The sequence below is a fragment of the bacterium genome, assembly GCA_041649255.1.
Taxonomy (GTDB): domain Bacteria; phylum Hydrothermota; class UBA3073; order JACQXS01; family JAQTXJ01; genus JAQTXJ01.
Genome location: JBAZNK010000015.1, coordinates 37,474 through 62,189, shown reverse-complemented (window position 1 = coordinate 62,189; position 24,716 = coordinate 37,474). Strand labels below are relative to the sequence as shown.

The 24,716-nt window shown below is 37.2% G+C and carries 20 protein-coding genes; 18 read left to right on the top strand and 2 right to left on the bottom strand.

The genetic code is table 11. The annotated features are described in order from the left end of the window. Positions 1-333: 333 nt before the first annotated feature. The 8 genes from WC614_10690 to WC614_10655 all read left to right on the top strand — a co-directional run bounded on the left by WC614_10690 (position 334) and on the right by WC614_10655 (position 7,579). The gene (locus WC614_10690; protein ID MFA5033472.1) at positions 334-1,134 is read left to right on the top strand and encodes a FlgD immunoglobulin-like domain containing protein; all 801 of its coding nucleotides are present in this window, start codon (positions 334-336) and stop codon (positions 1,132-1,134) included. Between the two features lie 139 nt (positions 1,135-1,273). Then, complete coding sequence (locus WC614_10685; GenBank protein MFA5033471.1) at positions 1,274-1,516, top strand: YHS domain-containing protein; 243 nt, start codon at positions 1,274-1,276, stop codon at positions 1,514-1,516. Beyond that, entirely contained in the window at positions 1,513-3,234 is a 1,722-nt protein-coding gene (locus WC614_10680; GenBank protein ID MFA5033470.1) for a T9SS type A sorting domain-containing protein, read from the top strand. The genes WC614_10685 and WC614_10680 overlap by 4 nt, the downstream gene beginning before the upstream one ends. A 150-nt stretch (positions 3,235-3,384) precedes the next feature. Then, positions 3,385-3,852, top strand: coding sequence for a MarR family transcriptional regulator (locus WC614_10675; protein ID MFA5033469.1), 468 nt, complete (start codon positions 3,385-3,387; stop codon positions 3,850-3,852). A 13-nt stretch (positions 3,853-3,865) separates the two neighbouring features. Next, positions 3,866-5,365, top strand: coding sequence for a PQQ-binding-like beta-propeller repeat protein (locus tag WC614_10670; GenBank protein ID MFA5033468.1), 1,500 nt, complete (start codon positions 3,866-3,868; stop codon positions 5,363-5,365). A 362-nt stretch (positions 5,366-5,727) separates the two neighbouring features. Beyond that, positions 5,728-5,946: a sulfurtransferase TusA family protein gene (locus WC614_10665; protein ID MFA5033467.1), complete on the top strand. Its 219-nt coding sequence runs from the start codon at positions 5,728-5,730 to the stop codon at positions 5,944-5,946. 15 nt (positions 5,947-5,961) lie between these two features. Next, complete coding sequence (gene yedE, locus WC614_10660) at positions 5,962-7,002, top strand: YedE family putative selenium transporter (GenBank protein ID MFA5033466.1); 1,041 nt, start codon at positions 5,962-5,964, stop codon at positions 7,000-7,002. A gap of 109 nt (positions 7,003-7,111) precedes the next feature. Then, positions 7,112-7,579: a hypothetical protein gene (locus tag WC614_10655; GenBank protein MFA5033465.1), complete on the top strand. Its 468-nt coding sequence runs from the start codon at positions 7,112-7,114 to the stop codon at positions 7,577-7,579. A 91-nt stretch (positions 7,580-7,670) separates the two neighbouring features. Here WC614_10655 and WC614_10650 read toward each other — a convergent pair whose 3' ends face one another. Beyond that, on the bottom strand, positions 7,671-9,536 hold the full coding sequence (locus tag WC614_10650; protein ID MFA5033464.1) for a T9SS type A sorting domain-containing protein: 1,866 nt from the start codon (positions 9,534-9,536) through the stop codon (positions 7,671-7,673). 241 nt (positions 9,537-9,777) lie between these two features. Between WC614_10650 and lepA the strand changes: the two genes are divergently transcribed. Further along, positions 9,778-11,577, top strand: a complete 1,800-nt coding sequence (gene lepA / locus WC614_10645; GenBank protein ID MFA5033463.1) for a translation elongation factor 4 — start codon at positions 9,778-9,780, stop codon at positions 11,575-11,577. A 28-nt stretch (positions 11,578-11,605) separates the two neighbouring features. On the opposite strand, the gene WC614_10640 is transcribed toward lepA, so the two are convergent. Further along, positions 11,606-12,397, bottom strand: a complete 792-nt coding sequence (locus tag WC614_10640) for a serine protease (protein ID MFA5033462.1) — start codon at positions 12,395-12,397, stop codon at positions 11,606-11,608. A 243-nt stretch (positions 12,398-12,640) separates the two neighbouring features. On the opposite strand from WC614_10640, the gene WC614_10635 reads away from it, so the two are divergent. The 9 genes from WC614_10635 to WC614_10595 all read left to right on the top strand — a co-directional run bounded on the left by WC614_10635 (position 12,641) and on the right by WC614_10595 (position 24,609). Further along, positions 12,641-14,101 (top strand): Do family serine endopeptidase, encoded by a 1,461-nt coding sequence (locus tag WC614_10635; GenBank protein ID MFA5033461.1) that lies wholly within the window; start codon positions 12,641-12,643, stop codon positions 14,099-14,101. A 47-nt stretch (positions 14,102-14,148) separates the two neighbouring features. Next, positions 14,149-14,940 carry an RNA polymerase sigma factor RpoD/SigA gene (locus tag WC614_10630; protein MFA5033460.1) on the top strand — a complete coding sequence of 264 codons (792 nt, stop codon included), beginning with the start codon at positions 14,149-14,151 and terminating at the stop codon, positions 14,938-14,940. Next, positions 14,937-15,740 carry a M23 family metallopeptidase gene (locus WC614_10625; protein MFA5033459.1) on the top strand — a complete coding sequence of 268 codons (804 nt, stop codon included), beginning with the start codon at positions 14,937-14,939 and terminating at the stop codon, positions 15,738-15,740. The genes WC614_10630 and WC614_10625 overlap by 4 nt, the downstream gene beginning before the upstream one ends. 24 nt (positions 15,741-15,764) lie before the next feature. Then, positions 15,765-16,184, top strand: coding sequence for a nucleoside-diphosphate kinase (locus WC614_10620; protein MFA5033458.1), 420 nt, complete (start codon positions 15,765-15,767; stop codon positions 16,182-16,184). A gap of 16 nt (positions 16,185-16,200) precedes the next feature. After that, positions 16,201-18,162 (top strand): PBP1A family penicillin-binding protein, encoded by a 1,962-nt coding sequence (locus tag WC614_10615; GenBank protein ID MFA5033457.1) that lies wholly within the window; start codon positions 16,201-16,203, stop codon positions 18,160-18,162. A gap of 2 nt (positions 18,163-18,164) precedes the next feature. After that, a complete protein-coding gene (gene trxB / locus WC614_10610; protein ID MFA5033456.1) occupies positions 18,165-19,079 on the top strand; it encodes a thioredoxin-disulfide reductase in 915 nt (304 codons plus the stop codon). A gap of 197 nt (positions 19,080-19,276) precedes the next feature. Next, the gene (locus WC614_10605; GenBank protein MFA5033455.1) at positions 19,277-23,212 is read left to right on the top strand and encodes a C25 family cysteine peptidase; all 3,936 of its coding nucleotides are present in this window, start codon (positions 19,277-19,279) and stop codon (positions 23,210-23,212) included. 25 nt (positions 23,213-23,237) lie between these two features. Then, on the top strand, positions 23,238-24,020 hold the full coding sequence (gene lsrF, locus WC614_10600) for a 3-hydroxy-5-phosphonooxypentane-2,4-dione thiolase (protein MFA5033454.1): 783 nt from the start codon (positions 23,238-23,240) through the stop codon (positions 24,018-24,020). Positions 24,021-24,228: 208 nt separating this feature from the next. Continuing rightward, positions 24,229-24,609: a GxxExxY protein gene (locus WC614_10595; protein MFA5033453.1), complete on the top strand. Its 381-nt coding sequence runs from the start codon at positions 24,229-24,231 to the stop codon at positions 24,607-24,609. The last annotated feature ends 107 nt before the right edge of the window (positions 24,610-24,716 follow it).

Sequence of the window (24,716 nt, the reverse complement as noted above, 5' to 3'; positions counted from 1 at the left end):
AAATTTTGGACAGTGACGGTTAATTAAAATATTGTTATTTTAAGGAGGGAGTAACAATTGTTGCTGAGAGGTGTTGTTATATTTTATAGGAAGATGTTGTGTTAAAAAAATATAGGAGGAAATATGCGTAAAGGTTTAGGGATTTTTTGTATGTTGGCGGTTTTGGCAAGTTCGGTCTTGGCAGTGCAAAGAGTTATGGTATTTGAGGAGTTCACTGCAACTAACTGAACATACTGCCCAACGACTGCAGCGGGGCTGCATCAATTATCACAGGAAGCAAAAGATACATTAATAGTAGTGGCTTATCATTGTAGTTCCAGCGATCCTTTTTATGTGAGCGATTTTTATAACAGGGCATATAATTATTATGGCATCCAGGGAACTCCAACGGTAATATACGATGGGTGGGCTTTCCAGGCGAGTCCAAGTTATGCTAATAGTAGAGGTTATTTTGATATGCGTAAAGACACTATACCGAAAGTAACGATAAGTTTAGCAGGGACTTTTTATAATTCAGGAGCAAAGACCGGTACGGTTAAGGCTCACATTGTGAACGTATCGGGGACTTCTCTAACGGGAGTTGTTCACGTACTGATTACCGAGACTAACATTTCGTATTCGGGGTCTACGTATTACGACGTAGCAAGAGTTATAATACCTTATGGCGGTACTACCAAGAATCTATCGGTAGGGGCTTCTACTGACGTATCACAGAATTTTACAATAAGTTCGGGCTGGAATGTCAGCAACTGTAATATAGTTGTTTGGTACCAGAAGACTTCGGGAAAAGGTGTACAAGTGTGTCAAGGTGCAAAAACCTCCGTTATGAATGTAGCTGTGGAAGAAAACTCTGACAAGAATACATTTAGCGTAAAGGTATCGCCGAATCCGTTTACTTCAAATACCAATGTTTTTTATTCAATTGAAAACAAAGAAAAAGTCAGTGTAGGTATTTATGACGTAACCGGTAAATTGGTGAAACAAATTGTGAATGGCGAACAGGATGCAGGCTCGTATACTGCATACTGGAACGGGGAAAATGAATTGGGTAATAAAATAGGAAACGGTATATATTTCTGTGTAGTAAATACCGGAAGTCACAAAAATGTTAGTAAAATAATGTCTTTGAAATAGGAATAAATAGGGGCGGGGCTAATAGCTTCGCCCCTAACTTAAGGGGTTTTGGGGAAGAAGAACAATGTTGAAAAAAATAGCATTGAGTTTGTTTTTATGTGGGACTATTTGCATGTTAGCGGGATGTGCTTATCTTAATTTGAATAAAAAAGAAAAAGAAGAAAAGTCGCCGCCCCAAAAACAAGAAGAAGAGGATACATCAATAAGGGATATGGACCCTGTATGTGGAACGGAAGTATATAAGTCGCACTCTCTAAAGTTAAAATATGTTGATAAAAATTATTATTTTTGTTCACAGAAATGTGAAACTGAGTTTTTAAAACATCCAGTGAAATATATTTATAGTAGGGAAAAGAGAAAAGTGGAGAATAGAGAGCGGTGAAGATAAAACTGCCGTTTTTTTTCTTATTAGAAATAATCTTATGTACTCCTGTATACGCAACTATTCCGATTGATTATCCGGGATACTACACAAGTAGAAAAATCAATAAAACGTTAGATACACTTCTTCTTTCCAAGAGACACAGTTATCCTGCAGAATTTGCTCGAACTGCAGACTTTCTTACGAAATGGCAGGTCACAAATCCTGCAGATACCAATTTCGGCGGGATGATTGAAGCTGAAGCAGGAGCACTCGCAAACATTATACAGACGGATAATACGCTCGAAGCTATCTGGGTCTGGGCAAGATACGGACAACTTACGGGAGATACTGCGAAATTCAGTACTAATATCAGAAATGCAAAAATCTATTGTGATAGGTACCCGCCGTGGGAAGAAGAAGGCGCCGTGGAGTACGATTATTACCGTGTTCACAACTCTGCGTGGGCGCTCACTGCTGCGGAAGTTTATTCTGAAACCTATGGAGATTCCTCGTATTATGGATTTGCTGATTCCTGCGCTGATTATATTATGAGTCATCCGCTGAATATTTATCACCCTTCATATAAATACATTAACTCATTCGTAACGGGATGGGCAGCCGGGAACCTTTATCAATATGGGGCACTAAGAAATAATAATAATTGGATGGATAGCGCAGCAACATACGGCGAAAGACTTATGTACTGGATAACACTGAGCACACAACTGCGCTTGTCGGAAGAAACATGGGCTATGTCAAGCGGAACTATAGTTTGGGGAATATGTAATTCAACTTTTCGGGAGGATACGATACGCGGAAAAGCATGGATTGATACTAATGGAAGTTATGTTGATACTTTTCAGGTATGGCGTGATTGCGGAGACGGGTATAACTGGGATAATGCGTGGAATGTCGCATACTGCAACGCACATTACGCAATGTATGAAATATCAAGGGATACAAAATATAAAAATAAACATAAATTTCTTACGGATGTCCTTTTGTCTTATGATACTGACTTTGACGGGGGAATAACTTCTACCACACAGGATCCGGATACGGAAGATATGTGCTGGGTGAGCAGTTACCTCGCAAAAATGGGACTTAATAATATTTTTGAAACACTTCCCGATACCGATGCGGGAATAATTAAATTCGTAAGTCCGCAGAATCAGGTTAAATACAATATCGGGGATAGTTTGGATATCATACTGGAAGTATCAAACTTCGGACTTAAACCTCTTAACGGGGTAAAGATAAAAATTACGGGATGTTACGAAGATAGCGCTTTTACTGACCTCAACTTCACGGAAACAAAAAATATTATCTTTACGAAAAAGTGTTTATCTCAAACGCCGGATACTCTTACTTTAACAGCCGTAACAACATATCCGGGGGACAATAATTTAAGCAATGATACGACAACCATTACTTTTTTCGTGGATGTGCCGGCTGTTTCGGAAATCCCTAACGAATATAAAACAAATATGAAAATCACTCCCAATCCTTTTGTTTCTTATGCGACAATTTCATATCAACTGCCTGCCAAGACTAAAACCTCGTTGAAGATTTACGACATAGGAGGGAGGCTTGTAAAAACATTCATAAACGAAGAAAAACAAGCCGGGAGTTATAATTTTAATCTGGATGCAAAAAATCTACCCCCGGGTATATACTTCGCTAAACTTATCTGCGGCAATAGAAGCTTTACACAAAAACTTACCCTGCTGAAATAAATCATTGTTAGGGTAGATAGGATGACGTCATCCTATCTACCCCACATATTTATAAAAACCCCTTGACAAATAATCAATAAAGTTACATAGTTATAGTTAGTTAATTATTAAACAGTTTAGTACTTAACTATTTTTAGATTATATCAGATTATGAAGAAAAAACATCGTGTATCTAAAACGGAGTTACTTCCCAATGATGAAGCATTAAGAATAGATTCCCTTATAATGTGGCTCGAAAAACTCATATATAAAAGATGGGAAGAGAAAACAGCGAAACATAACCTTACGCCTCCCCAGAATAAAATACTCAGACTCTTGCAAAAAGAAGATAATGTTCCGTTCTATAAATTGAAAGAGCATCTTTCTTGCACAAAAAGTAATCTTACCGGAATTGTTGAAGGTATGGTAAAAAAAGGATTGGTCAAGAGGAAAGTGGACCCCAAAATCAGAAGAATCGTAAGGGTTCGACTTACAGACAAAGGAAAGGGAATACTGAAAAAATTACCTTCCTGGAATAGGATATACGGGAATTCGCCTGCTACACAACTGCCGGTGAAAGATGCAAAGAAGTTGCTTAGTCTTTTAGAGAAAATGTATAAAATAGCAAACGAAAAATAAATAGGAGGAGGATATGAAAAAAGTAGTTGTATGTTTTGGAATAATCTTTTTACAGATTAGTGCAACATTAGTCCTTGCTTCAGACTGGCCGCAGATGTATCACGACCCGGCGCATACTTCGTTTACAACTGATGCCGGTCCGGAAACGGGTACACTTGGATGGAGCTATCCGATAGGAACTGCTTTAGGAAACAGCTGGGAATATATTCATATGTCATCACCGGCGGTAGTAAACGGAAAAGTTTACGTTGGTTCGACTAATCGTCGTGTATATTGTTTTGACCATAATGGTGGAGCTCCTATATGGACTAAACAATTAGAGGATACAATATTTTCATCGCCTGCAGTGGTTAATGGAAAAGTATATGTTGGAACCTGGGGCGGGGATATGTATTGTCTTGATGCAAATACGGGAGATTCTATTTGGTTTTATCACAGTGGAGGTAAAATCGAAGCCGGACCTACTGTTTCCGACGATAGAGTTTTCTTTGGGGCTATGTACCAGAATTATATGTGGTGTCTGAACGCAAATACAGGCGCGTTTATATGGGAGATAACTCCGTCTAATCCTAATTTGATGTATGGACACGGGGTAGTCCCGGCAGTTAAAGACAGCCTTGTAATAGTAGGAGCTTCTATTTTTGCCGGAGACCAGCCTACGACATTTTATGCGTATAAAGAATTTTCCTCAACACCCGACCTTCAGTGGGAATACACTGCTGCAAGTCATACAACACACCAATCTGTGAGTATAGGAGACGGGAAAGTATATGGTTCGGTGGACGATGGGTGGTTGTATTGTATGAATGAGTCTCCTGCTTCTTCGAGCGGAGAACTTATATGGTCAGAGCGTTCAGCGCCGGGATATAGCGGTGACCCATCCTGCGTATCTATTGAAGGGGATAAAATATATTATGGACACGAAATCGGGAAAACTTACTGTAGAAACGCAACAAGCGGAGCGTTAAGCTGGACAAGTGCATCATTGGGAGGACATTGCGGAGTCGGAGCTGCTTCATTGAGCGGAAATGGAAAGATTTATGTCGGAACGGGATATGTAAATGGAAAGGATTTGTATTGTCTTGATAAAAGCACAGGCAATGTCTTATGGAGTTATGCTACAGGAGGATATATTACGTCTACTCCTGCTATTTCTAATGGAATGGTTTTTGTTACTTCACAGGATGGATACATTTATGCTTTTGGGACATGGGTAGGGGAAGAAGAACAGGCAAATTTAGATTTTAGAGTGCGGATTTTGGAATTAAAAATAGGACAGAATCCTTTTAAACAGTCGACAATTATCAAATACAAAATACCTATGACGGGTAAAGCTTCGTTGACTCTTTATGACATTTCCGGTAGTTGCGTGAAAACACTTGTGAACGAAGAGAAAAAAGCCGGGAGTTACAGTATTACTTTGCGCGTAAAAGAACTAAAAGCGGGAATGTATTTTCTAATACTGAATGCAAATGGGACAAAAACTACCCAAAAACTTACCCTGTTGAAATAAATCATTGTTAGGATAGATAGAATGACGTCATTCTATCTTGTTGAAATAAATTTCTTTCGTTTTTTATAGGGGCGAACGGCTGTTCGCCCGTCTCCTCTTCCTTAGACAAGGAAGTTCATTCGCTTAAGCGCAAGGATAATCCGCCTCAGGCGGACTTGCCTATCCTACTCTTGCCAACCTTCTTAATCGGTAATTTCATACAAAACAAGAGACTAACTCTCACATCCAATCATTGATTTTTTATATTACACACCGGTGTTATATCTAAACTTTCAATTTGACAAATCTGTATATTAGATAAAGATAAGTGTATATTTTAAATTGGTAATAGATGTAAATATTTTGATTGTAAGGGGGATAATATGTCAAACAAAATTGATGCGTGTGGATTAGATTGTCCCCAGCCGGTAATTTTAACTAAAAAGGCATTAGAAGGAATGACCGATGGAGTTATAGAAGTTATTGTTGATAATAAACCTGCATCTGAAAACGTATCGCGGTTTGCAAAAAATTCGGGATGTGGGGTTGAATTGACCGAGACTCAAGGAGTTTACAATATTAAGATAACGAAATTAAAATAACGAAGTGGGGGCAAAATGGGAAAAATTAAGATTTCGTGGATAGTTTTTCTTACGGGGGGATTATTTGGAATATTGTTTGCATTCCTTATAAGTTTAGGAAATCCTCCTAATATGGGTGTTTGCGGTATTTGTTTTATCAGGGACATTGCAGGCGCATTAGGATTACATCATATGGAAAAACTCTCGTACATTCGTCCTGAGATATTAGGGTTTATTTTAGGCGCTTTTATTATAGGGATTTTTACTAAAGAATTCAAGGTTATTGGAGGTTCTTCTCCTATTATTCGTTTTACGATTAGTTTCTTCGTAGCAATGGGAGCGCTTGTTTTCCTCGGGTGTCCTATTAGAATGCTGGGTAGATTGGCAGGCGGAGATTGGACGGCTTTGGCAGGACTTTTAGGATTTATCGTTGGAATATGGATCGGAGCGCTATTTCTTAAGGGAGGCTTTACTCTTGGAAAAGCGCAGGAAGTTAGCAAAATAAATGGTTTTATAATTCCGGTTATTGCATTATGTTTATTTATATTACTTCTGGTAAAACCTTCTTTTATTGTTTTAACTTCTAAAGGGCATGCGCCGGTTCTAATTTCTATTATTGCAGGATTACTTGTCGGTATTTTTGCGCAGAGGTCAAGGCTGTGTTTTGCCGGCGGAATCAGGGATATTTTTCTTATGAAGGATTTCCATTTGTTTAGCGGAATTCTCGGGTTTTTCCTTTTCTGTCTTCTGGGGAATTTATTATTGGGGCAATTTAAACCGGGCGTATCTCCCGGAGTTCATACAAATTATATAGCAAGTTTTTTGGGAATGTTGCTTGTGGGTTGGGGGTCGGTGTTGATAGGCGGATGTCCTTTCAGACAAACAATTCTTGCAGGTTATGGAAATACGGATTCCGGAATAAGTTTTCTTGGGATGATTGCCGGAGTTGCGGTTGCGCATAATTTTATGATTGCGGGTTCAGCAACGGGCGTGTTAAGTAATGGTATTATAGCTATGATAATCGGGATAGTGGTGTTTTTTGTTATTGGATTCACTAATAAAGTAGTTAGTTCTTAGAATTTTGAAAGATAAAGATAGACAAACTAAGATTATAAGTTCTCTTTTTGTCCTTGACTTTTAGTGTTTTCAATCTATACCCAATATCATTAGATAGTATTTGACTAATATGAAAATAATTTTATTTAGATTTGAAAAAGAGAAAATCAATTTTTTAGAGTGTGATATAAATGCCGGGAATTTAGTTGTAGGCAAGAGGGAAAACGTATCTTTGGAATCTATAAAAAATAGAGGCGAGAAGTATAATAAAGTTTTAGATGAATTGTTACGGATTCAAACAAAATATTCTGCAGGTTTATTGGCATATCAATCTCCTCAAAAGTATATGGGAAAAATCAAGGATGAAGAAGGGTTTGCAAATTCGGCAATTCTCCACCTTTTTTGCCATAAAAATAATATAAAATTATTGGAATTAACGCCAAAAGTAGTCAGGGAAAAACTATCTATTCCCAACGAAGATTTTAAAAACCTTTTAGAACATGAAGGAGACAGTATTCGTAAAGCTCATTCTATTGCAAAATCAGATAAGATTTTTGATGGGTTAGTGTTCTTATCGCTTTTAAAAAATATTATTTAATCTATAGAACTCCGCTTAGAAATATAATAAAACAGGGTTATAGAAAAACGAATTTCCTGGTTATACCAACTTTTCTGTACCAATTGTGTACTTATTTTGACCATCCGGTATTAATAAGTTTTACCGTTTTTGTGTAGATATTCGACTTTAGGACTACAAGATAGATTCCTTTTGAAGGCAACTTTGGCGAGAACTTATACGTTTTAGCTTCGAGTCTTCCGTTATAAATAGTCTGCACAAGTTCACCCGCAATATTAAATATAGAAAGAGTCGCATTTTCAATCAGTTTATTAGTAGAGAGCATTATCTTGTTTCCGATTGTTTTGAGTTCCACTTGAGTAGTTATAAATGTATTTTCTGCTATTCCGCTTCCGAGACAATTTGTATCGCTTAACCATACTTTATATAAAATCGGAGCATCAACGACAGTTGCTTTCAAAAACTGAGCTTTATACTGGAAAAATCTATAACAAGGAGTAATAGGCAATGCAATGCTGTCAACTTCTTGCGCCGCATAAAATGGTCCCTCCCATGTTTTAGATGTTATATTTGCTGCCGTGCTATCGCCTCTCCAGTAGAATGCAATTGTATTAGGTTGGGGGAGACAGACCTCCCATCCGAAAAACAAAAAAGACCTCTGTTGGGGATCAGTTTCAAGAACGGATGATTCCAACGAACCTGTAGAAAATCCGGATACCATATTATTTTCGTACCACATAAAGGCGCCCTGTCTGCAAACAACAATATCCCATCCACCACCAAGACACCCCGATTTAATTTTGATGGGGACTACCCAATGGGTGGATGAAGGTATGGAGTTATAGTTGTCTATGACGTAAGTAGTAAAATTATCAGGTCCGATTTGTCTGAACCATGCAAGTCTAGTAAATCCTGCGACCAAATCGTATTTACCGTCCAGGTCCATATCTTCGGAGCAAGCGCCGTCAGCAAATTCGGCAGCAGCGCCGGAATATATAGTGTGCCGGGTATAAGTTATTCCGGTCCCGTCATTTTCAAACCAGTACGCCCTATTAGCACAGGCGGTAATATCCTGGTCTCCATCATTATCAAAATCCCGGCTTTCTAATCCGTCTATACTGTCTACTCCACTTACCAGCGAAGTTACCTGATTGAATCTTCCGGTGCCATTATTAAAATAAATCACGATTCCTCTGGGGGTCATTGGGTCGCCTATCATAAGGTCTTTATACCCATCTCCATTAAGGTCAGTAAGTTTTGAACGCCAGTAATTACCGGCAACGCTGTCAAAAAGGGAAAACGTTCCCGAGCCATTGTTTTTATAGATTCGTGCCCAGTTTCCGGCGCTTCCCATCCAAGGATAAACCGTGCCGACGATTAAATCGACATCACCGTCATTATCTATATCATCGCATTGACAATCTATTCGCGCGTAGGATGTCGTTCCGGTGGGTTCAACGGTGAGCGGCGTAAAATTAAAATTACCGTCGTTTCTATACCAGATTACTCCTTTTGGAGATAGGGAATATGGGTCAGTCAATCCTCCGGGCACTACTACATCTTGCCGTCCATCGTTATTAAAATCTGCTCCTGACAGGAATCCCCAGTTAGATGCTCCAACTGTAGCATAAGTGTTCATTTTAGTAAAAACACCGTTATCGTTACGGTAGAAGGCAAGCTGATTCGCCTTGCCTATCCATCCGGCAAGGTCGATGTCACCGTCACCATCAAAGTCTGCGGGCCAGATGCTATGGCATACGATATTAGCATTTGATTCTATTATGTGAGAAGTCCAGTTTGAGTAATTTATTTGGCCTTGAAGCGGGTGTACCTCTCCCTGAGTAGATTGCGTTAAACTATCAGAAGAATAAAAAGAAGTTTCCCAGTTTGCTACGGGACCTAATACTCCCGAACTCCCTACCCAATCAGTTTGAGTATGAACTGCTCCTAATAAAAAAAACGAAAACAATACCAGCATATAATCCCCCTTGTTTACCTGAAACTTACTTTTACTCCCAATTTCACCTCTGAACTCATACCAATGTATTGATGTAATATATTAAGTATTTTGTCAAGTCTTTTTTTGCGGTATTAGACAAAGATAAAATTGAAACTAAATATAGGATAAAATCAGCGTTAATATTGTTGAATACTAATCGCGATTGAAATTTTAATTTGACATAGGTTAAATTTAGGGTATAAGTAACAAAAGCAAAGCAATGGAACTTTCAAATATCAGGAATTTCAGTATAATTGCCCACATTGACCACGGCAAATCTACTCTTGCGGACAGGCTGCTAGAGTTTACGCATACAATTGAAATCAGAAAAATGCGCGACCAGGTTTTGGATACTATGGATTTGGAACGCGAACGCGGAATTACTATCAAAGCGCATCCAATAAGAATGGAATATAAGGCGTGGGATGGTAAAACTTATATATTAAATCTTATTGATACTCCGGGGCATGTTGATTTTACTTACGAAGTTTCCCGTAGTCTTGCGGCAACGGAAGGAGTAGTTCTTTTGATTGATGCTTCCCAGGGAGTGGAAGCCCAAACTCTGGCGCATACTTTGTTAGCCAAAAGTCTCAATAAGATTATTATTCCGGTTATTAATAAAATAGATTTGCAAAATGTGGACATTCCTCTCGTTAAAAAACAAATAGAAGAAGTTTTACACTTAAATCCAAATAAAGCTGTTTTAGCAAGTGGAAAAGAAGGAATTGGAATTGAAGAATTATTAGAAACCATTGTAGATGAAGTTCCTCCTCCCAAAGGAGATCCCAATATGCCCTTAAAAGCGTTAATTTTTGATTCCTGGTTTGATGCGTATCGTGGAGTCGTTATATATGTTAGAATATTTGAAGGGCAAATAAAGCAAGGTATGGAGATTAAATTGATGTCTAATGATAATACGTATCCTGTTAGTGAAATCGGAATTATGAGAATGGGCTTGATACCGCAGGATGTTTTACAGTCAGGAGAAGTAGGGTATATTATAACAGGAATAAAAAATCTTACGGATATTAAAATAGGAGATACTATTACTACGGTGAATTTCCCTGCTGCCGAACCTCTTCAAGGGTATCGCGAATTAAAGCCAATGGTTTTTTGCAGTTTTTATCCCGGACCTGATACGGCATTCAAAGAGTTACAGGATGCAGTTGAAAAGTTAAGATTGACCGACGCTTCATTGATATACGAGCCTGAATCTTCGTTAGCGCTTGGGCTTGGATACAGATGCGGGTTTTTAGGACTGTTGCATATGGAAATAATAAGCGAGAGGTTTTATCGTGAATATGAACTGGACTTAATTTCGACTGCGCCAAGCGTCTCTTATCATATTACCAAAAAAAATAGTGGTGAAATGATAATAGTTGATAATCCTCTCAGATTCCCGAGTATCAATGAAATAGATAAAAGCGAAGAGCCTTACATTAAAGCTACAATATTGGTTCCCAATGAATATGTAGGTAGTGTGTTAACACTTTTAGAATCAAGAAGAGGTATTCAACAGTCTTTGAATTATCTTGAAGGAAATCGAAACATAATTATTTATGAATTACCATTGTCGGAAGTTTTATTTGATTTTTATGATAAATTAAAATCCGTAAGTAAGGGGTATGCATCTTTTGATTATGAATATCTGGATTATCGGGAAGTAGATTTGGCGAAAGTGGATATTTTAGTAGCCGGTGAACCGGTTGATGCCTTATCTTTTCTTGTGAATGCGGAAAAAGTACAGCAGCGTGCGAGAGATTTGGTGATTAAATTAAAAGAAGTAATTCCTAGACATCAATTTGCAGTGGCTTTACAGGCTGCGATTGGTGGAAAAATAATTGCTCGGGAAACTATTCCCACATTCCGTAAAGATGTCACTGCAAGGTGTTCCGGTGGCGACATCACAAGGAAACGAAAACTCCGTGAAAAACAAAAAGAAGGAAAAAAGAGAATGAGAAATGAAGGTTCGGTAGATTTGCCAAAAGAAGCCTTCCACGCAATTCTTAAGATTGATTAGAAATTTTTAATTGTCGAAAGTGTTGTTGTTATTTTTCTACTTCAAAAAACTTTTTTATCAATCCTGTTCCTATAACGTTTGCAAAGCCCGGATTCTCCGATATTTTGATACTATCTGTTAAATTTTTATATATTTTGGGATAACTTTTTGCGATTCCTATGAAATACCACATCCATTTTGAAAGAGTGTCTTTTTGGTTCTCCCGGACTAGAAAAACCGGACTGCCACTGTATCCGGGTTGTACAAACGCATCTATTAGAAAATCTTTTTTGCCGGGAATTACCTGAGATACTATTCCGATCCTTGAAAGTGGGTAATTCCGCTGGTAAGATAAGCCCCATCCTGTAGGATACCCTGAATATATTACTGTTTCCCCCTCTTTTATATCATCGGGTTCTTTCCATATATTGGAAGGGACAAAAACGGCATCAAATAAACTGTCCGGCATATCAACTGGACGATAAAATCTAAGAGCTGCCAAATCGGAATTCTCGTCTGTTTTTTCTATCTCAGCCTGAAAAAAGAATGCCCTTTTTATTTTTAGATTGAAAGTTACTACTATATCTTCAGAGTACTTGATTGTTTCCCCTGCGCTGTCTTTTAGAGCTACAACGTGTTCGTTAGTTAATATATATGTTTTTTTGTTAATGGATAAGAATACTCCGGTCCCGGATTGATTAATATCTCTTGCTAGTACTCCTACAATGGAAGGTTTTATATCTTTTATTAATTTTGGTATGGGGACCTCTTGCATACTGTTCCCGTATGCTATTCCGGATAATAACACGTTGAGTGTAAAAACATAACAAACCTTTTTCATAATCTGATTTACTAATTGCTTGATTTTTAAGGAAAAGTCAAGGAAAAAATAGAGCAGGTAAAGTAGGTGGGTTAAGTTAAGCAAGAAATAGAATTAAATAGTAAAAAAGGTGGGATAAAGAGAGGATATTTTTATTCTTGACTTAATACATAGAATGTATTATGTTAAGACAATCAAAATAAAAAAGAAAAAGCTGTCCTGTATAACAGGATATTCCTTTTAATCTAAAAGAAAGGGGGAAAGATGAAAAAAGGTTTACTTGTGGCATTGTTGGTGATGCCTGCGTTGTTATGCAGTGAACCACCCAAAGTAGAAATAAAAGGTTCATTGCCAATTACTTCAGAAGGGAAAAGTCCCTTTGTTAGGATAGCAAAAGAATTAATGCCGGCAGTTGTAAGTATTTCCGCAGAAAAAACAGTGAATGTACGAGACCCGTTTTCTGAGTTTTTTGGGGGAACACCGGATGAATTTTTTAGACAATTTATGCCGGAACTTAAAAAAAGACAGACGCTTTCAGGTCTTGGTTCGGGGTTTATCGTATCCGAAGATGGCTATATTCTTACGAATAATCATGTAATAAGTGGGGCATCATCACTTACAGTAAAAATGATGGATGAGAAAGAATATAAAGCTAAAGTAATAGGAAGCGATCCTGTAACGGATATAGCACTTTTAAAAATAGATGTCAAAGGGCTTCCGTATGCAAAACTTGGAAATTCGGATGAAATTGAAGTCGGAGACTGGGTTATGGCAATAGGAAACCCGTTCCAGCTTTTCGGGACGGTTACGGTTGGAGTCGTCTCAGCTAAAGACAGACGGGATATTGGGATAGGATACGAAGATGGCGATGGTCCCAAAATACAGGACTTTATCCAGACGGATGCAGCGATAAACCCGGGGAATTCCGGTGGCCCGCTTGTAAACCTCAAAGGAGAAGTAATAGGCATAAATGCGGCTATAAAAACAAGTGGCAGTATGACTGGTAGTGGTATAGTAGGGAATATAGGAATCGGGTTTGCAGTTCCTATAAATATGGCACAAAAAGTAAAATCCGATTTAGTACAGTATAAAGAAGTAAAAAGAGGGTGGTTAGGAATTTATTACGAGGGAATAAATAGTAATCTTGCGGAAGCATACGGATTTAAGGATAACACGGGAGCGGGGATAGTAGTAACTTCAGTTCTTTCGGGTTCTCCTGCAGCAAAAGCTGGAGTAAAAGAGGAAGACATACTTGTTGAATGGGATGGCAAAAAGGTAACATATAAGAATTTTGCGACTATAGTTTTGCAAACTCCACTCAATAAAAAAATAACAATAAAGATATTTAGAGATAAAACATTCCAGACTTTATTTGTGACGGTAGGAGAGAAACCTGCAGAAATGAAGGGAACAGGGGAACCTCAAAAAGCTGAAAAATGGCTTGATATGGAAGTTGTTTCCGTAAAGAGTCCGGAAGCAGAAAAAATGAATATCAAAGCATCTTCCGGAGTAGTCGTGGCAAGTATAGATGAAGGCTCAATTGCATACGAAGCCGGGATAAGAATGGGAGACATAATAACAAAAATAGGAAATAAAGAAATAAAAAATTTACAGGATTATGAATCTGCACATTCTACATACGGCAAAAGTAAAGCTCCTATTGTATTTAAATTAAAGAGGGGAGACGGTAAGGCAATAGTAGCCTTTACTCCAAATCAGAAATAATAAAACAGAAAATTGTAAATCGTTAATCGGGATAGAAACAGATTAAAATGAAAGAACTAAAAAGTTGTGGTTTTTTCCAGAGTGTCCCTAAAACCGCTCCTTTATCATATGAAGAAGAGCGAGAATATATAAAGAAAATAAAGAAAGGGGATAAAGAAGCAAAAGATAAATTTGTAAGACTGAAGATCAGTTCAGTCGTGAGGCTTGCTTATTTATACAAGGGGCGGGGAGTAGATGTTGAAGACCTTATGCTGGAAGGGACTATAGGACTTTTAAAAGCTTTGGAGAAATACGATTTAAGAAAAAGAGTAAGGTTTATATCCTATGCCGTGTGGTGGATAAAACATTACATATTAAGAACGATTTATGACGGCGCCAAATCAATCAGAATTCCGATAAAAAAACAATTAGATAAATCTGCAATCAGGGGAATGGAGGAAGAGTTATCAAAATTATTTGGGAGATTGCCTACAACGGAGGAAATCTCAAGAGCATTGGGAATTAGCGTGAAAGATGTGGAAGAAGCAATGGATTTAGCGGAATCCGCAATTTCACTTGATACTCTGATAGGTGAAAAAACAACAATAGGCGACATTATGGGTACGGATATGGAGATACTCGAGAACAATGCCTTAATGTCGGTTTATGTTAGTGAAATCAAAGAAAACATAGATAAATTAAATAAGGTAGAGAGAACGATTATTCGTTTAAGATTTGGACTTGGAGGTGGGGCTGCTTATACATTGCAACAGGTTGGGAGCATATTGAATCTTTCTCGTGAGCGCATAAGGCAGATAGAAAAACGAGCTATTATTAAGTTGAGAAGGGCACTCGGATGAAAATAACGATAATCCCCCATAATACTTCAAATATAAAGACATTCAGGATCCGAAAATTCTGGATTGTTATAGTGGTAATTCTTATTGTGTTTCCTATTGTAAGCAGGTATCTTTTGCCGAAAGGTTTTTTAAATTCATCCGCAATAGAAAATATGAATAATCACCTGGAGAGTAGTTTGAATAATTGTTATGAAGAATACGGAAAAGTAAGTGCATATTACAAAAATATCGTATCTAAAGTTAATGCCATAGATAGATTTCAAACAGTTAAAGATGTTTCTTATGCAAATGAGAAAATGATTGGTATAGATGAACTTCTGGGAGAATTGAAAAGCTCCAAATATGTTTTGAGCAAAGTCGAACAGAAATTAACGGGGGATGCAGAGATTGGCGGGAGTATTCCCTGTATTTTGCCTACAAATGGTTTTGTAATCCAAACTTTTGGTAAAACAAAATACATATTTACCGGGGAAGAAAGATATTCCGAGGGAATAGATATTGCAGCGCCGGAAGGGAGTGCAATATTTGCTGCCGGTGCAGGGAGAGTTGAATATGCTGGTTTTTCATCTAATTCAGGGCTAACGGTTCGCATTGACCATAATTATGGTTTTGAAACTACGTATTCACATCTTGGATTATTGAAAGTAAGTAAAGGGCAGACAGTCAAAAGAAATCAGGTAATCGGTTACGCCGGAAAAACCGGAAAAACGATCGGACCAAGATTACATTATGAAGTGTGGCGGGCTGGGAGAGCTAAAAACCCTGTTGATTACATAGTGCAGGAAATTAGATATTTTTAGTTTGCCGGATGTGAGGAGGGGAAAATGGAAGAGGATACACTGCTTATTATAAAACCGGATGCCGTATCCGCCGGCACTGATGAGAAAATACTTGAACGGATAAAGACAGAAGGTTTTAAAATCGTTGAAACAAAATATGCAGGACTTTCACTGGAGGATGCGTCAAGATTCTATGCCGTCCATTATGGGAAAGAATTTTATAACAGGCTAATAAATTTTATGAGTTCGGGAAAAATTAAAGTATGCCATTTACGTAGAATTAATGCTATAAAACATTTAAGGGAGATAGTTGGCGCTACAGATCCTAAAGATGCAGCACCCGGGACATTAAGAAAACAATTTGGTACCAATGGTTGTGTTAATGCGGTGCATGCCTCGGATTCTGTAGATAATGCAAAAAAAGAAATAGCATTTTTCTTTAATACCAAAGAGCTGGTACAATAAATATACAGGGTAAAAAATGAGTAATGTAAAAAAAGCGGTTTTTATAACGGTTGTGGTTTGTGGTTTTCTTATTGGATTCGGTGGGGCTTTGGTTTACAGAATTAGCCGAAATCTGCCTTCCGTAGATTTACTCGAGACTTACAGGGCTTTGAGCTCAAAAGTTTACGATAGAAATAAACGAATAATTTATGAGTTTTACGAAGAAAAACGAATTCCGGTAAAACTTGAAAATATTCCTGCTCCAATAATAAAAGCCACTCTTGCTTTGGAGGATAAGAATTTTTATAAGCATCATGGTTTTGATATTAGTGGTTTCAGCAGGGCAATAATACTAAATGCTTTTCGTTTGCGAAGCGCACAGGGTGGTTCTACTATAACACAACAGCTTGCAAGAAACTTGTTCCTGACTTTTGATAAGAGTATACTGCGTAAACTTAAAGAGTTGATTTTAGCTTTGCGTATAGAACGAATTTATTCAAAAGATGAGATACTTGAACTTTATTTTAACCAGATTTACTATGGAAATGGAGCGTATGGAATAGAAACTGCGGCACAAACTTATTTTGGGAAACATGTGAATCAACTGAAACTGTATGAATATGCGTTATTAATAGGATTACCTAAGAGTCCTGCAAAATATAATCCGTACACCAACCTTGAAAATGCCACCGGACGAAGAAATCTTGTCATTAGTGTATTGGCTCAGAGTGGAGTGGTTAGCAAAGAAGAAGAAGAATTTGCTAAGAAAATACCGATAAAAGTATTTAAACAGACTTTTGTTCGCGGAACGGGAGCATATTTTATAGAAGAAATAAGAAAATGGGTATCTGCACAATTTGGAGCGGATGAACTTTACAGGGGAGGTATTTTAATATATACGACTCTGGATGGAAGTTTTCAGCAAGCTGCGGACTCAGTTGTAAAGAATGGATTAATGTCAATAGGGACAAGATTTAAATCGAAAGATACAACATTGCCTTTACAATCGGCACTTTTAGTTATGGACCCCAATACGGGCGGAATACTGGCAGAAGTCGGAGGTAAAGAATTCGGGAAAAGTACGTTTAATCGGGCAATTCTGGGAGAAAGACAGGCAGGTTCGGCGTTTAAACCGTTTGTGTGGACGGCAGCGCTTGAATCAGGTTATACGCCGGCATCAGTTGTAGAAGATGCGCCAATAGCCATTAAAGATTGGGGGAATAAAACATATAGGCCCGGTAATTATGACGAAGAGTTCTTAGGCCCAATTACTTTACGTAAGGCTTTAGCGTTATCAAGAAATTTAGTCTCCGTAAGGCTTATTATGGATATCGGTCCGGAAAAAGTCATTAGTTATGCTCGAAGAATGGGGATAACTTCGAAATTAGACCCGGTTATTTCGTTATCATTGGGATGCAGTTCAATAAGTTTGCTTGATATGGTTACTGCTTATGGAACGTTTGCCACCGGAGGGATAAGGGTTACGCCATATATGATAGAAAAAATAACTGACCTTGATGGTTCCGTTTTATATAAGAGACCACAATTATTTAAAGACCGTGTTTTGTCTCCACAAACGGCGTATCTTATGACAAGTATGTTGCAAAGCGTTGTAAATGAGGGGACAGGAATAAAAATAAGAAATTCAGGGCTTGAAGGCCCTATAGCGGGAAAAACAGGAACATCCGATGAATACGGAGATACGTGGTTTATTGGATTTACCCCCGATATGGTTTGTGGTGTCTGGGTTGGCTATGATACGCCTAAAAAGATAGGGTATAAGGCTACCGGTGCGGAAGTTGCGTTACCTATCTGGATATCATTTATGAAAGAAGCCTTGAAGAATAAACCAATGAATGATTTCCCGGTGCCTTCAGGACTTGTATGGAAAGATATATGCAAGAAATGTGGCAGCCTTGCAGGTCGTAATTCAGGCGCTGTCAGGACGGAAGTCTTTATTGAAGGAACTGAACCAACGGAATTTTGCACCTGTAGATGATTATGGAGAAAAAAGATTTAGTTATAATTGGATCCGGACCTGCCGGGCTTACGGCGGGAATTTATGCTCAGAGAGCAAAATTAAATACCGTTATCCTTGAAAAATATGTAACGGGTGGACTTGTAGTAAACACCGATATAATAGAAAATTATCCCGGGTTCAAAGAGATAAGCGGTTTTGATTTGATGCAGAAAATGGAAGAACAAGCAAGAGCTATCGGCGTGAATATAGTCCCGGAAGAAGTTGAAACTCTCGAAATACGAGATAACGTGAAAATTGTAAAGACATCAAAAAATGAATATGAAACGTCTGCAATAATAATTGCAACAGGAACTCATTATAAAAAATTAAATATTCCCGGGGAAGAAAAGTTCTTCGGTAAGGGAATATCCTATTGCGCTATCTGTGATGGTCCATTGTATAAAAATAAAAATGTAGCTGTTATAGGATGCGGAAATTCAGGCATACAGGAAGGATTATTCCTGCTTAAGTTTGTTAATCATATTACGTTTGTTGAGTTTTTGCCTTTTATTACGGCAGATAAAACTTTACAAGAAAGAGTAAAGAAACATACTAACGCAAAATTTTATTTTTCACATAAACTTGTAAGTGTAAACGGTGATAAAGGAGTTGAGTCCATCACGATAGAAGGTGATGGAGTAGAAAAAACCATAGACGTTACAGGTGTATTTATTTTTGCAGGATTGACTCCAAATACCGCTTTTTTGAAGGATGTTGTACAATTGGATAACAAAAGATATATAATGACAAACGAACACCTCGAGACTTCGGTGCCCGGTATTTTTGCTGCCGGTGATGTCAGGGAAAAACGATTCCGTCAAATCGTAACAGCAGCCGGAGACGGTGCATTAGCAGCATTCTCTGCAGAACTATATATAGAAAAAAACAGTAGTTAATGATGTGTTTTTTGACTAGAAAAAATAATTACTGAATTAGTTTCTAGGTGAATTCTCAAAAAAGTTAGCGCAAAATGAACATAAGTTTTTAGTTGTCTTTTTGTATTAAAAATAAATGAGATTTTAATTTGACAATGATAAAACTTCTTAATATATTGTCCATTAATAAGGTTATATATTAAATCAAGGGGATAAAAATGAAAAAATGGTATATTTTTTCTTTAGTATTTTTTGTTTTTTTTGCGACTTATTCAGTTAGAGCGAGTAAAACAAGTTTATCAAGAAATGTAGCTGCTCAAACGGAAAGTAATTCAGTCGTAAAACGTAAAGTTTCAATAGGACAAGTAAAACCACTTTCAAAATTGTCTCAAAAGATATCCTTAAATAGTATAAAAACCGCAAAATACAAGAAAGCTTATGTGCCTTCTCCAAAAACAGAAAATTATTTTAAAAAAGACGTAACAGTATTGAATTCAACTAGTAGAAGTATAGAGTTTTTGTATACTCCTGATAATATCATAAAATCGGAACTTCCGCACTATACTCCAAGTAGTTATCAGGAGCAAATACCTGAAAAATCTACTCTTCCCATAAAATATGTTACGATAGGAGTCCCGATAGGCGCAACTGTTAGAGTGGAGGTAGTTGAAGCTATAACCGTAGAATCTACAGGAGTAGATATCCCGCCAATATATGAAATTACAGGGGGAAACGTAAAAGGTAAAGCATCTTCACAGGATGGGTTTTTACCTTCTGCGATTGCAAGCGTAGAAGAGCAAGCGCTTTATAGAGGACAGGAAATCGTAAAAATCGGAATAAATCCATTTAGGTATAATCCTAATAGCAAAACTCTATTGTTTTATAAGAGTTTACGGGTAAAGGTTAATTTTTATGGTGGCGATGCAGGTGTAGCACATCAGGATAGATTTTTTGAAAAAGTATTTGAATCAGTGCTTCTTAACTATGAACAGGCAAAGAACTGGAAAAAAGAAAGCGAAACAAAAAAATTGCATTTTTACACTAATAATTGGTATAAGGTGGAAGTTAAAGAAGAAGGCATATATAAAATTGACACTTCACAGGTTGATTTATCAGGTGTTGACCTCAGTACTGTAAGATTATATAACGGTGGAAGTAAAATGGTTATCGGAACAAGTGATACCTTGAAAGAAGTCCCTATTTATATCCTTCCGAATAATTCTATTTTATTTTATGGAACATCACTTGACGGATGGGGAAAGAATGATTTAGCTTTCCTGAATCCATATGCATCTACTAATGTTTATTGGCTTACATATGGTGGAGGCAGTGGGAGAAGAGACAGCATTTCAGGTAGTTCAGTTCAAAATGCGCCCGCGTACTTTTTTGATACTTTGCATATAGAAAAAGATTCTATTTGTCCGGCAAAAAGTGGACTTGCCTGGGTATGGGATAAACTTGAACGTATTTCATCAGTTTCAAGTCTAAAAAAAGATTATACGTTTGATGCACATAGTTGTTATAATGATTCCTGCAAGATAAAATTTGCCGTTTATGGCTGGTATACTGATATGAGTCAATATAAGCCTGAGGCGACGGATATGAATCATAACATAAAATTATATTTGAATGGAGTTGAATTTTATAATACAAGTTGGATTGGCCCACAGGAATACCCTCCGAAGTTTTTTGAATTTGATGCTTCCGGATTTCACGACGGAACGGATACTGTTACCATTGAGTTATATAAAGGAAGTTCAATGACAAAAGATGTCATATTTTTTGATTACTTTGAAGTTGTTTGTAAAAAGAAATATGAAGCGTATACCGGAAACTTAAAATTCAGTGGAGAGGATTCTCTCGCCTTTACATTAAAAGGTTTTCAATCGTCTCCTGTGATTTTTAATATTACGAATCCTCTTGACCCCAAAAGGGTTGCCAATGTTGATTTTGATACGGGAGTGGTTAGTTTTCAGTGCCCCGGCGGTGTTTATTATGCAAGTGACAGTTTTAAAATCCCGGTTATAAAAGAAGAAAGTCCGTATAATATAAGGAATATGTCACAAAATCTGGATTTTATAATAATCGCTCATCCTGATTTTATAAATTATGCAAATACGCTTAAAACTTATAGAGAATGGCAGGGATTAAGCACTGAAGTTTTTTCTACTGTGGATATATATAATAATTTTAGCTGGGGAATAGAAAATTCGCCGTATGCGATAAAGAACTTTCTATCGTATGCTTACGATAATTGGGGACAACCCGGATATTGTCTTTTACTTGGTGCCGGGACATATGCATACAAGTCAGACGTATCAAAAAATCGTATTCCTGCGAGGGAAGAAGGATATAAGGTTGGTGAATATGGTTATCCCCCTCAAGGTAATTATTGCTGGGATGATTGGTTTTCACAGCATAACTTAGCAGTTGGAAGGATTACGGCAAAAACTAAAATTGAAGCAGAGAATGCAATAGATAAAATTACTAAGTATGAAAAAGCAGACCAAGGGGTATGGAAGAATCGTATTCTATTGATTTCAGACGATGAATATCCGGATAGAGATATGTTTGTAGCAAATGAAGAAAGATGTGCAAATATGATTCCACAAGAATATGACGTGTTTAAGGTTTATTCTATGAACTATCCGTTAGAAACTTGTAATCGTAAACCTACGGCAGAAAACGATATCATAAGACATATTGATAAAGGTATGAATATGGTGCTTGCGGCCGGGCATGGTAATCTTTATCTTTTCTGTCACGAGATTCTTTTTTATAATCCACAGGATATAGAAGTCCTGAATAATGGTGTAAAAAACCCAATTTGGCAATTCTGGTCTTGTGGAATAGGATGTTTTGACCGTATGGATGATGATTGTATGGCTGATTATTTACAGAAAATACCCAACAAAGGCACCATTGCTTCTATTGCGGCTACCAGGACTACAGGTGGTTCATCGGGTATGGATACTTTACTGGTTAATCTATTACTAAAACAAAAATTAAATACGTTAGGCCAGGTAGTATATGGGCAGAACTTATCCAGAAATCTCCAGGTAAATGAAAATTTATTTGCTGACCCTGCAACAAGATTCCCCTCATGGTCAATTAATGTAGAAATTGATTCTTTTTCTGATACTCTTATGGGTGGAACTATGCTTGAGATAGAAGGCACAGCACCGAATGCAAATTTTGCACATATTACGGTTAGGAGTTCGGAATATAATTATACCTATGTTTATCATGGATATCCTGGAATTGAGGGAAATACTAAATATAAAATGCGCGGCAGGATGGTAGATAATCAATTGTGTGAGGATATTTTATTTGAAGGCATAACGGAAGTAACAAATGGAAAATGGAAAGAGAGTTTCTATATTCCAAAACTTGATTCGATTCAAGATTCATTACTGTGGGGAGCATATGGGAAAATTAGTGTATTTGCCTGGAATGATACAAGTTGCGGGAATGCTGCTACCCCGGTTACGATTATGCCCGGTGGCGATAACCCCGGAGACACGGTAGGCCCTGCGATTCAACTCTTTGTAAATGGTGTTTCTATGGGAGATACTATAAATACTGCTGAATTTATGTTTTCAGCTTTACTGGAAGATGAATCTGGAATTAATGTATTTAATAAAATAGTGCCATATAATCTTGCTCTTACGTTAAGAATAAAAAATGGTCAATTGCTGCCAAGAAATATACAGCTTGCCGATTATTTTCAGTACGATACCGGAAGTTGTACTCGTGGAAGTATTTCATATCAGCTTAGTTTGAGCGAAGGAGAGGATACATTGGAACTACAGGCTTCCGATAATTTGAAGAACAGAACCGTATTTTCTACTATTGTAGTAGTTGGAGTTGAAGAAACGGATACTTTAACAAAACTTTTCAGTTTTAATCAGAACTCTTCAAATCCATTTATAAAGTCAACAATTATTAGTTACCAGATACCTTTGAAGAGTAATGTTTCATTAAAGCTCTTTGACCTTTCCGGGCGATGTGTAAAAACATTAATAGAGTGTGAAAAATTGCCCGGTCGGTATGAAGAAAAATTGGAATTCAAAGATTATCCTGCCGGGATATATTTTGTTAAATTTAATGCCGGAACTTATAATGAAACAAAAAAAATAGTATTAATAAAATAAGTTTTAACGTAAAAAGGGGGAGTAAATGGATTGGGGATTAAGCAATAGAATCAATAGAATATTTAATAAAGAAACGGGACGCACGGTGATGCTTGCCGTTGACCATGGTTACTTTTTAGGTCCGATAAGCGGGTTGGAAACCCCATCAAAAACCGTTACTCCTTTGATTGAATATGCGGATTCCTTAATGCTTACCCGCGGGATACTCAGAACATCCGTAAAACCGGATAATAATATACCAATCGTATTGAGAGTTTCAGGCGGAACAAGCATTCTGGATGAAGATTTATCCAATGAAGGAATTACTACATCAATTAAAGAAGCAGTTAGGCTGAACGCTTCGGCCGTAGCGTTATCCATATTCGTAGGCGCTCCTAATGAAAAAGAGACGTTATTGAATTTGGCTAAACTTGTTGATGAAGCCGAAGAATATGGTATAGCAGTTCTTGCAGTTACTGCAGTCGGTAAAAATATGGTAAGAGATGTAAGGTATTTAGCATTAGCTTGCCGTATTGCGGCTGAAATCGGAGCGCATATAGTAAAAACTTATTATTGTGAGGAATTTGAAAAGGTTATAGAAAGTTGTCCCGTTCCCATTGTTATTGCGGGAGGGAAAAAACTTCCCGAGGAAGAAGCGTTCAAATTGGCATATAATGCGATTCAAAAAGGAGCAAAAGGTGTGGATATGGGAAGAAATATATTTCAATCGGAGTATCCTGTTGCGGCAATGAAAACAATAAAAGCTATTGTTCATAATGGTATAGGGTTGGAAGAAGCTTGCGCATTGTTTAATAAATTGAAAAAATAACTGGAAAATTACGCCTATATATTTAATTAATATAACTAAGAAGAGAAGATTTTCACCGCAGAGCCGCAGAGAACGCAGAGAATAAAAAGGAAAAGAACAGAAACAGTAACTACAGAGGACACAGAGAGGAAAAACGGAAAGTTTGAGAGTTGAAAAATGGAAAAAGAAATAAATAGAGAAAGCAGGTTAGGGTTTAAAAAGAACTAATATGATAAAAGAAAATGAAGTGTCCGAGAAAGTAATTGGTTTAGCAATTGAAATGCATAAAACCTTAGGCCCCGGATTATTAGAATCCCCCTATGAAGAATGTTTTTGCAGAGAACTAACTCTAAATAAACTTTCTTTTGAAAGGCAAATACCTTTACCGGTAGAGTATAAAGGTGTTCGTTTAGATTGTGGATACCGTCTTGATTTAGTCGTTGAAAATTGTGTAATTGTTGAATTGAAATCTATTGAAGCTCTACTCCCAATTCATCAAGCTCAAGTTCTAACATATTTGAAATTGACAGGAATAAAAGTAGGATTGCTTATAAATTTTAATGTCCCTATTTTAAAAGATGGTATAAAGAGGATAGTAAATAAATTGTAGACTCTGCGAACTCTGCGTCTCTGCGGTGAATATTTTCAACGCAAGATTGCTGAGGCCGCAAAGATAAAAATGAATTTTGATAAATTACTTTCTTTCCCGAGAAAAAC

Excerpts from the sequence above, each read along its gene's own strand:
- WC614_10675 (MFA5033469.1), top strand. The coding sequence starts at position 3,385 with ATGAAGAAAAAACATCGTGTATCTAAAACGGAGTTACTTCCCAATGAT.
- WC614_10670 (MFA5033468.1), top strand. The coding sequence starts at position 3,866 with ATGAAAAAAGTAGTTGTATGTTTTGGAATAATCTTTTTACAGATTAGT.
- WC614_10665 (MFA5033467.1), top strand. The coding sequence starts at position 5,728 with ATGTCAAACAAAATTGATGCGTGTGGATTAGATTGTCCCCAGCCGGTA.
- yedE (MFA5033466.1), top strand. The coding sequence starts at position 5,962 with ATGGGAAAAATTAAGATTTCGTGGATAGTTTTTCTTACGGGGGGATTA.
- WC614_10655 (MFA5033465.1), top strand. The coding sequence starts at position 7,112 with ATGAAAATAATTTTATTTAGATTTGAAAAAGAGAAAATCAATTTTTTA.
- WC614_10650 (MFA5033464.1), bottom strand. The coding sequence starts at position 9,536 with ATGCTGGTATTGTTTTCGTTTTTTTTATTAGGAGCAGTTCATACTCAA.
- lepA (MFA5033463.1), top strand. The coding sequence starts at position 9,778 with ATGGAACTTTCAAATATCAGGAATTTCAGTATAATTGCCCACATTGAC.
- WC614_10640 (MFA5033462.1), bottom strand. The coding sequence starts at position 12,397 with ATGAAAAAGGTTTGTTATGTTTTTACACTCAACGTGTTATTATCCGGA.
- WC614_10635 (MFA5033461.1), top strand. The coding sequence starts at position 12,641 with ATGAAAAAAGGTTTACTTGTGGCATTGTTGGTGATGCCTGCGTTGTTA.
- WC614_10630 (MFA5033460.1), top strand. The coding sequence starts at position 14,149 with ATGAAAGAACTAAAAAGTTGTGGTTTTTTCCAGAGTGTCCCTAAAACC.
- WC614_10625 (MFA5033459.1), top strand. The coding sequence starts at position 14,937 with ATGAAAATAACGATAATCCCCCATAATACTTCAAATATAAAGACATTC.
- WC614_10620 (MFA5033458.1), top strand. The coding sequence starts at position 15,765 with ATGGAAGAGGATACACTGCTTATTATAAAACCGGATGCCGTATCCGCC.
- WC614_10615 (MFA5033457.1), top strand. The coding sequence starts at position 16,201 with ATGAGTAATGTAAAAAAAGCGGTTTTTATAACGGTTGTGGTTTGTGGT.
- trxB (MFA5033456.1), top strand. The coding sequence starts at position 18,165 with ATGGAGAAAAAAGATTTAGTTATAATTGGATCCGGACCTGCCGGGCTT.
- WC614_10605 (MFA5033455.1), top strand. The coding sequence starts at position 19,277 with ATGAAAAAATGGTATATTTTTTCTTTAGTATTTTTTGTTTTTTTTGCG.
- lsrF (MFA5033454.1), top strand. The coding sequence starts at position 23,238 with ATGGATTGGGGATTAAGCAATAGAATCAATAGAATATTTAATAAAGAA.
- WC614_10595 (MFA5033453.1), top strand. The coding sequence starts at position 24,229 with ATGATAAAAGAAAATGAAGTGTCCGAGAAAGTAATTGGTTTAGCAATT.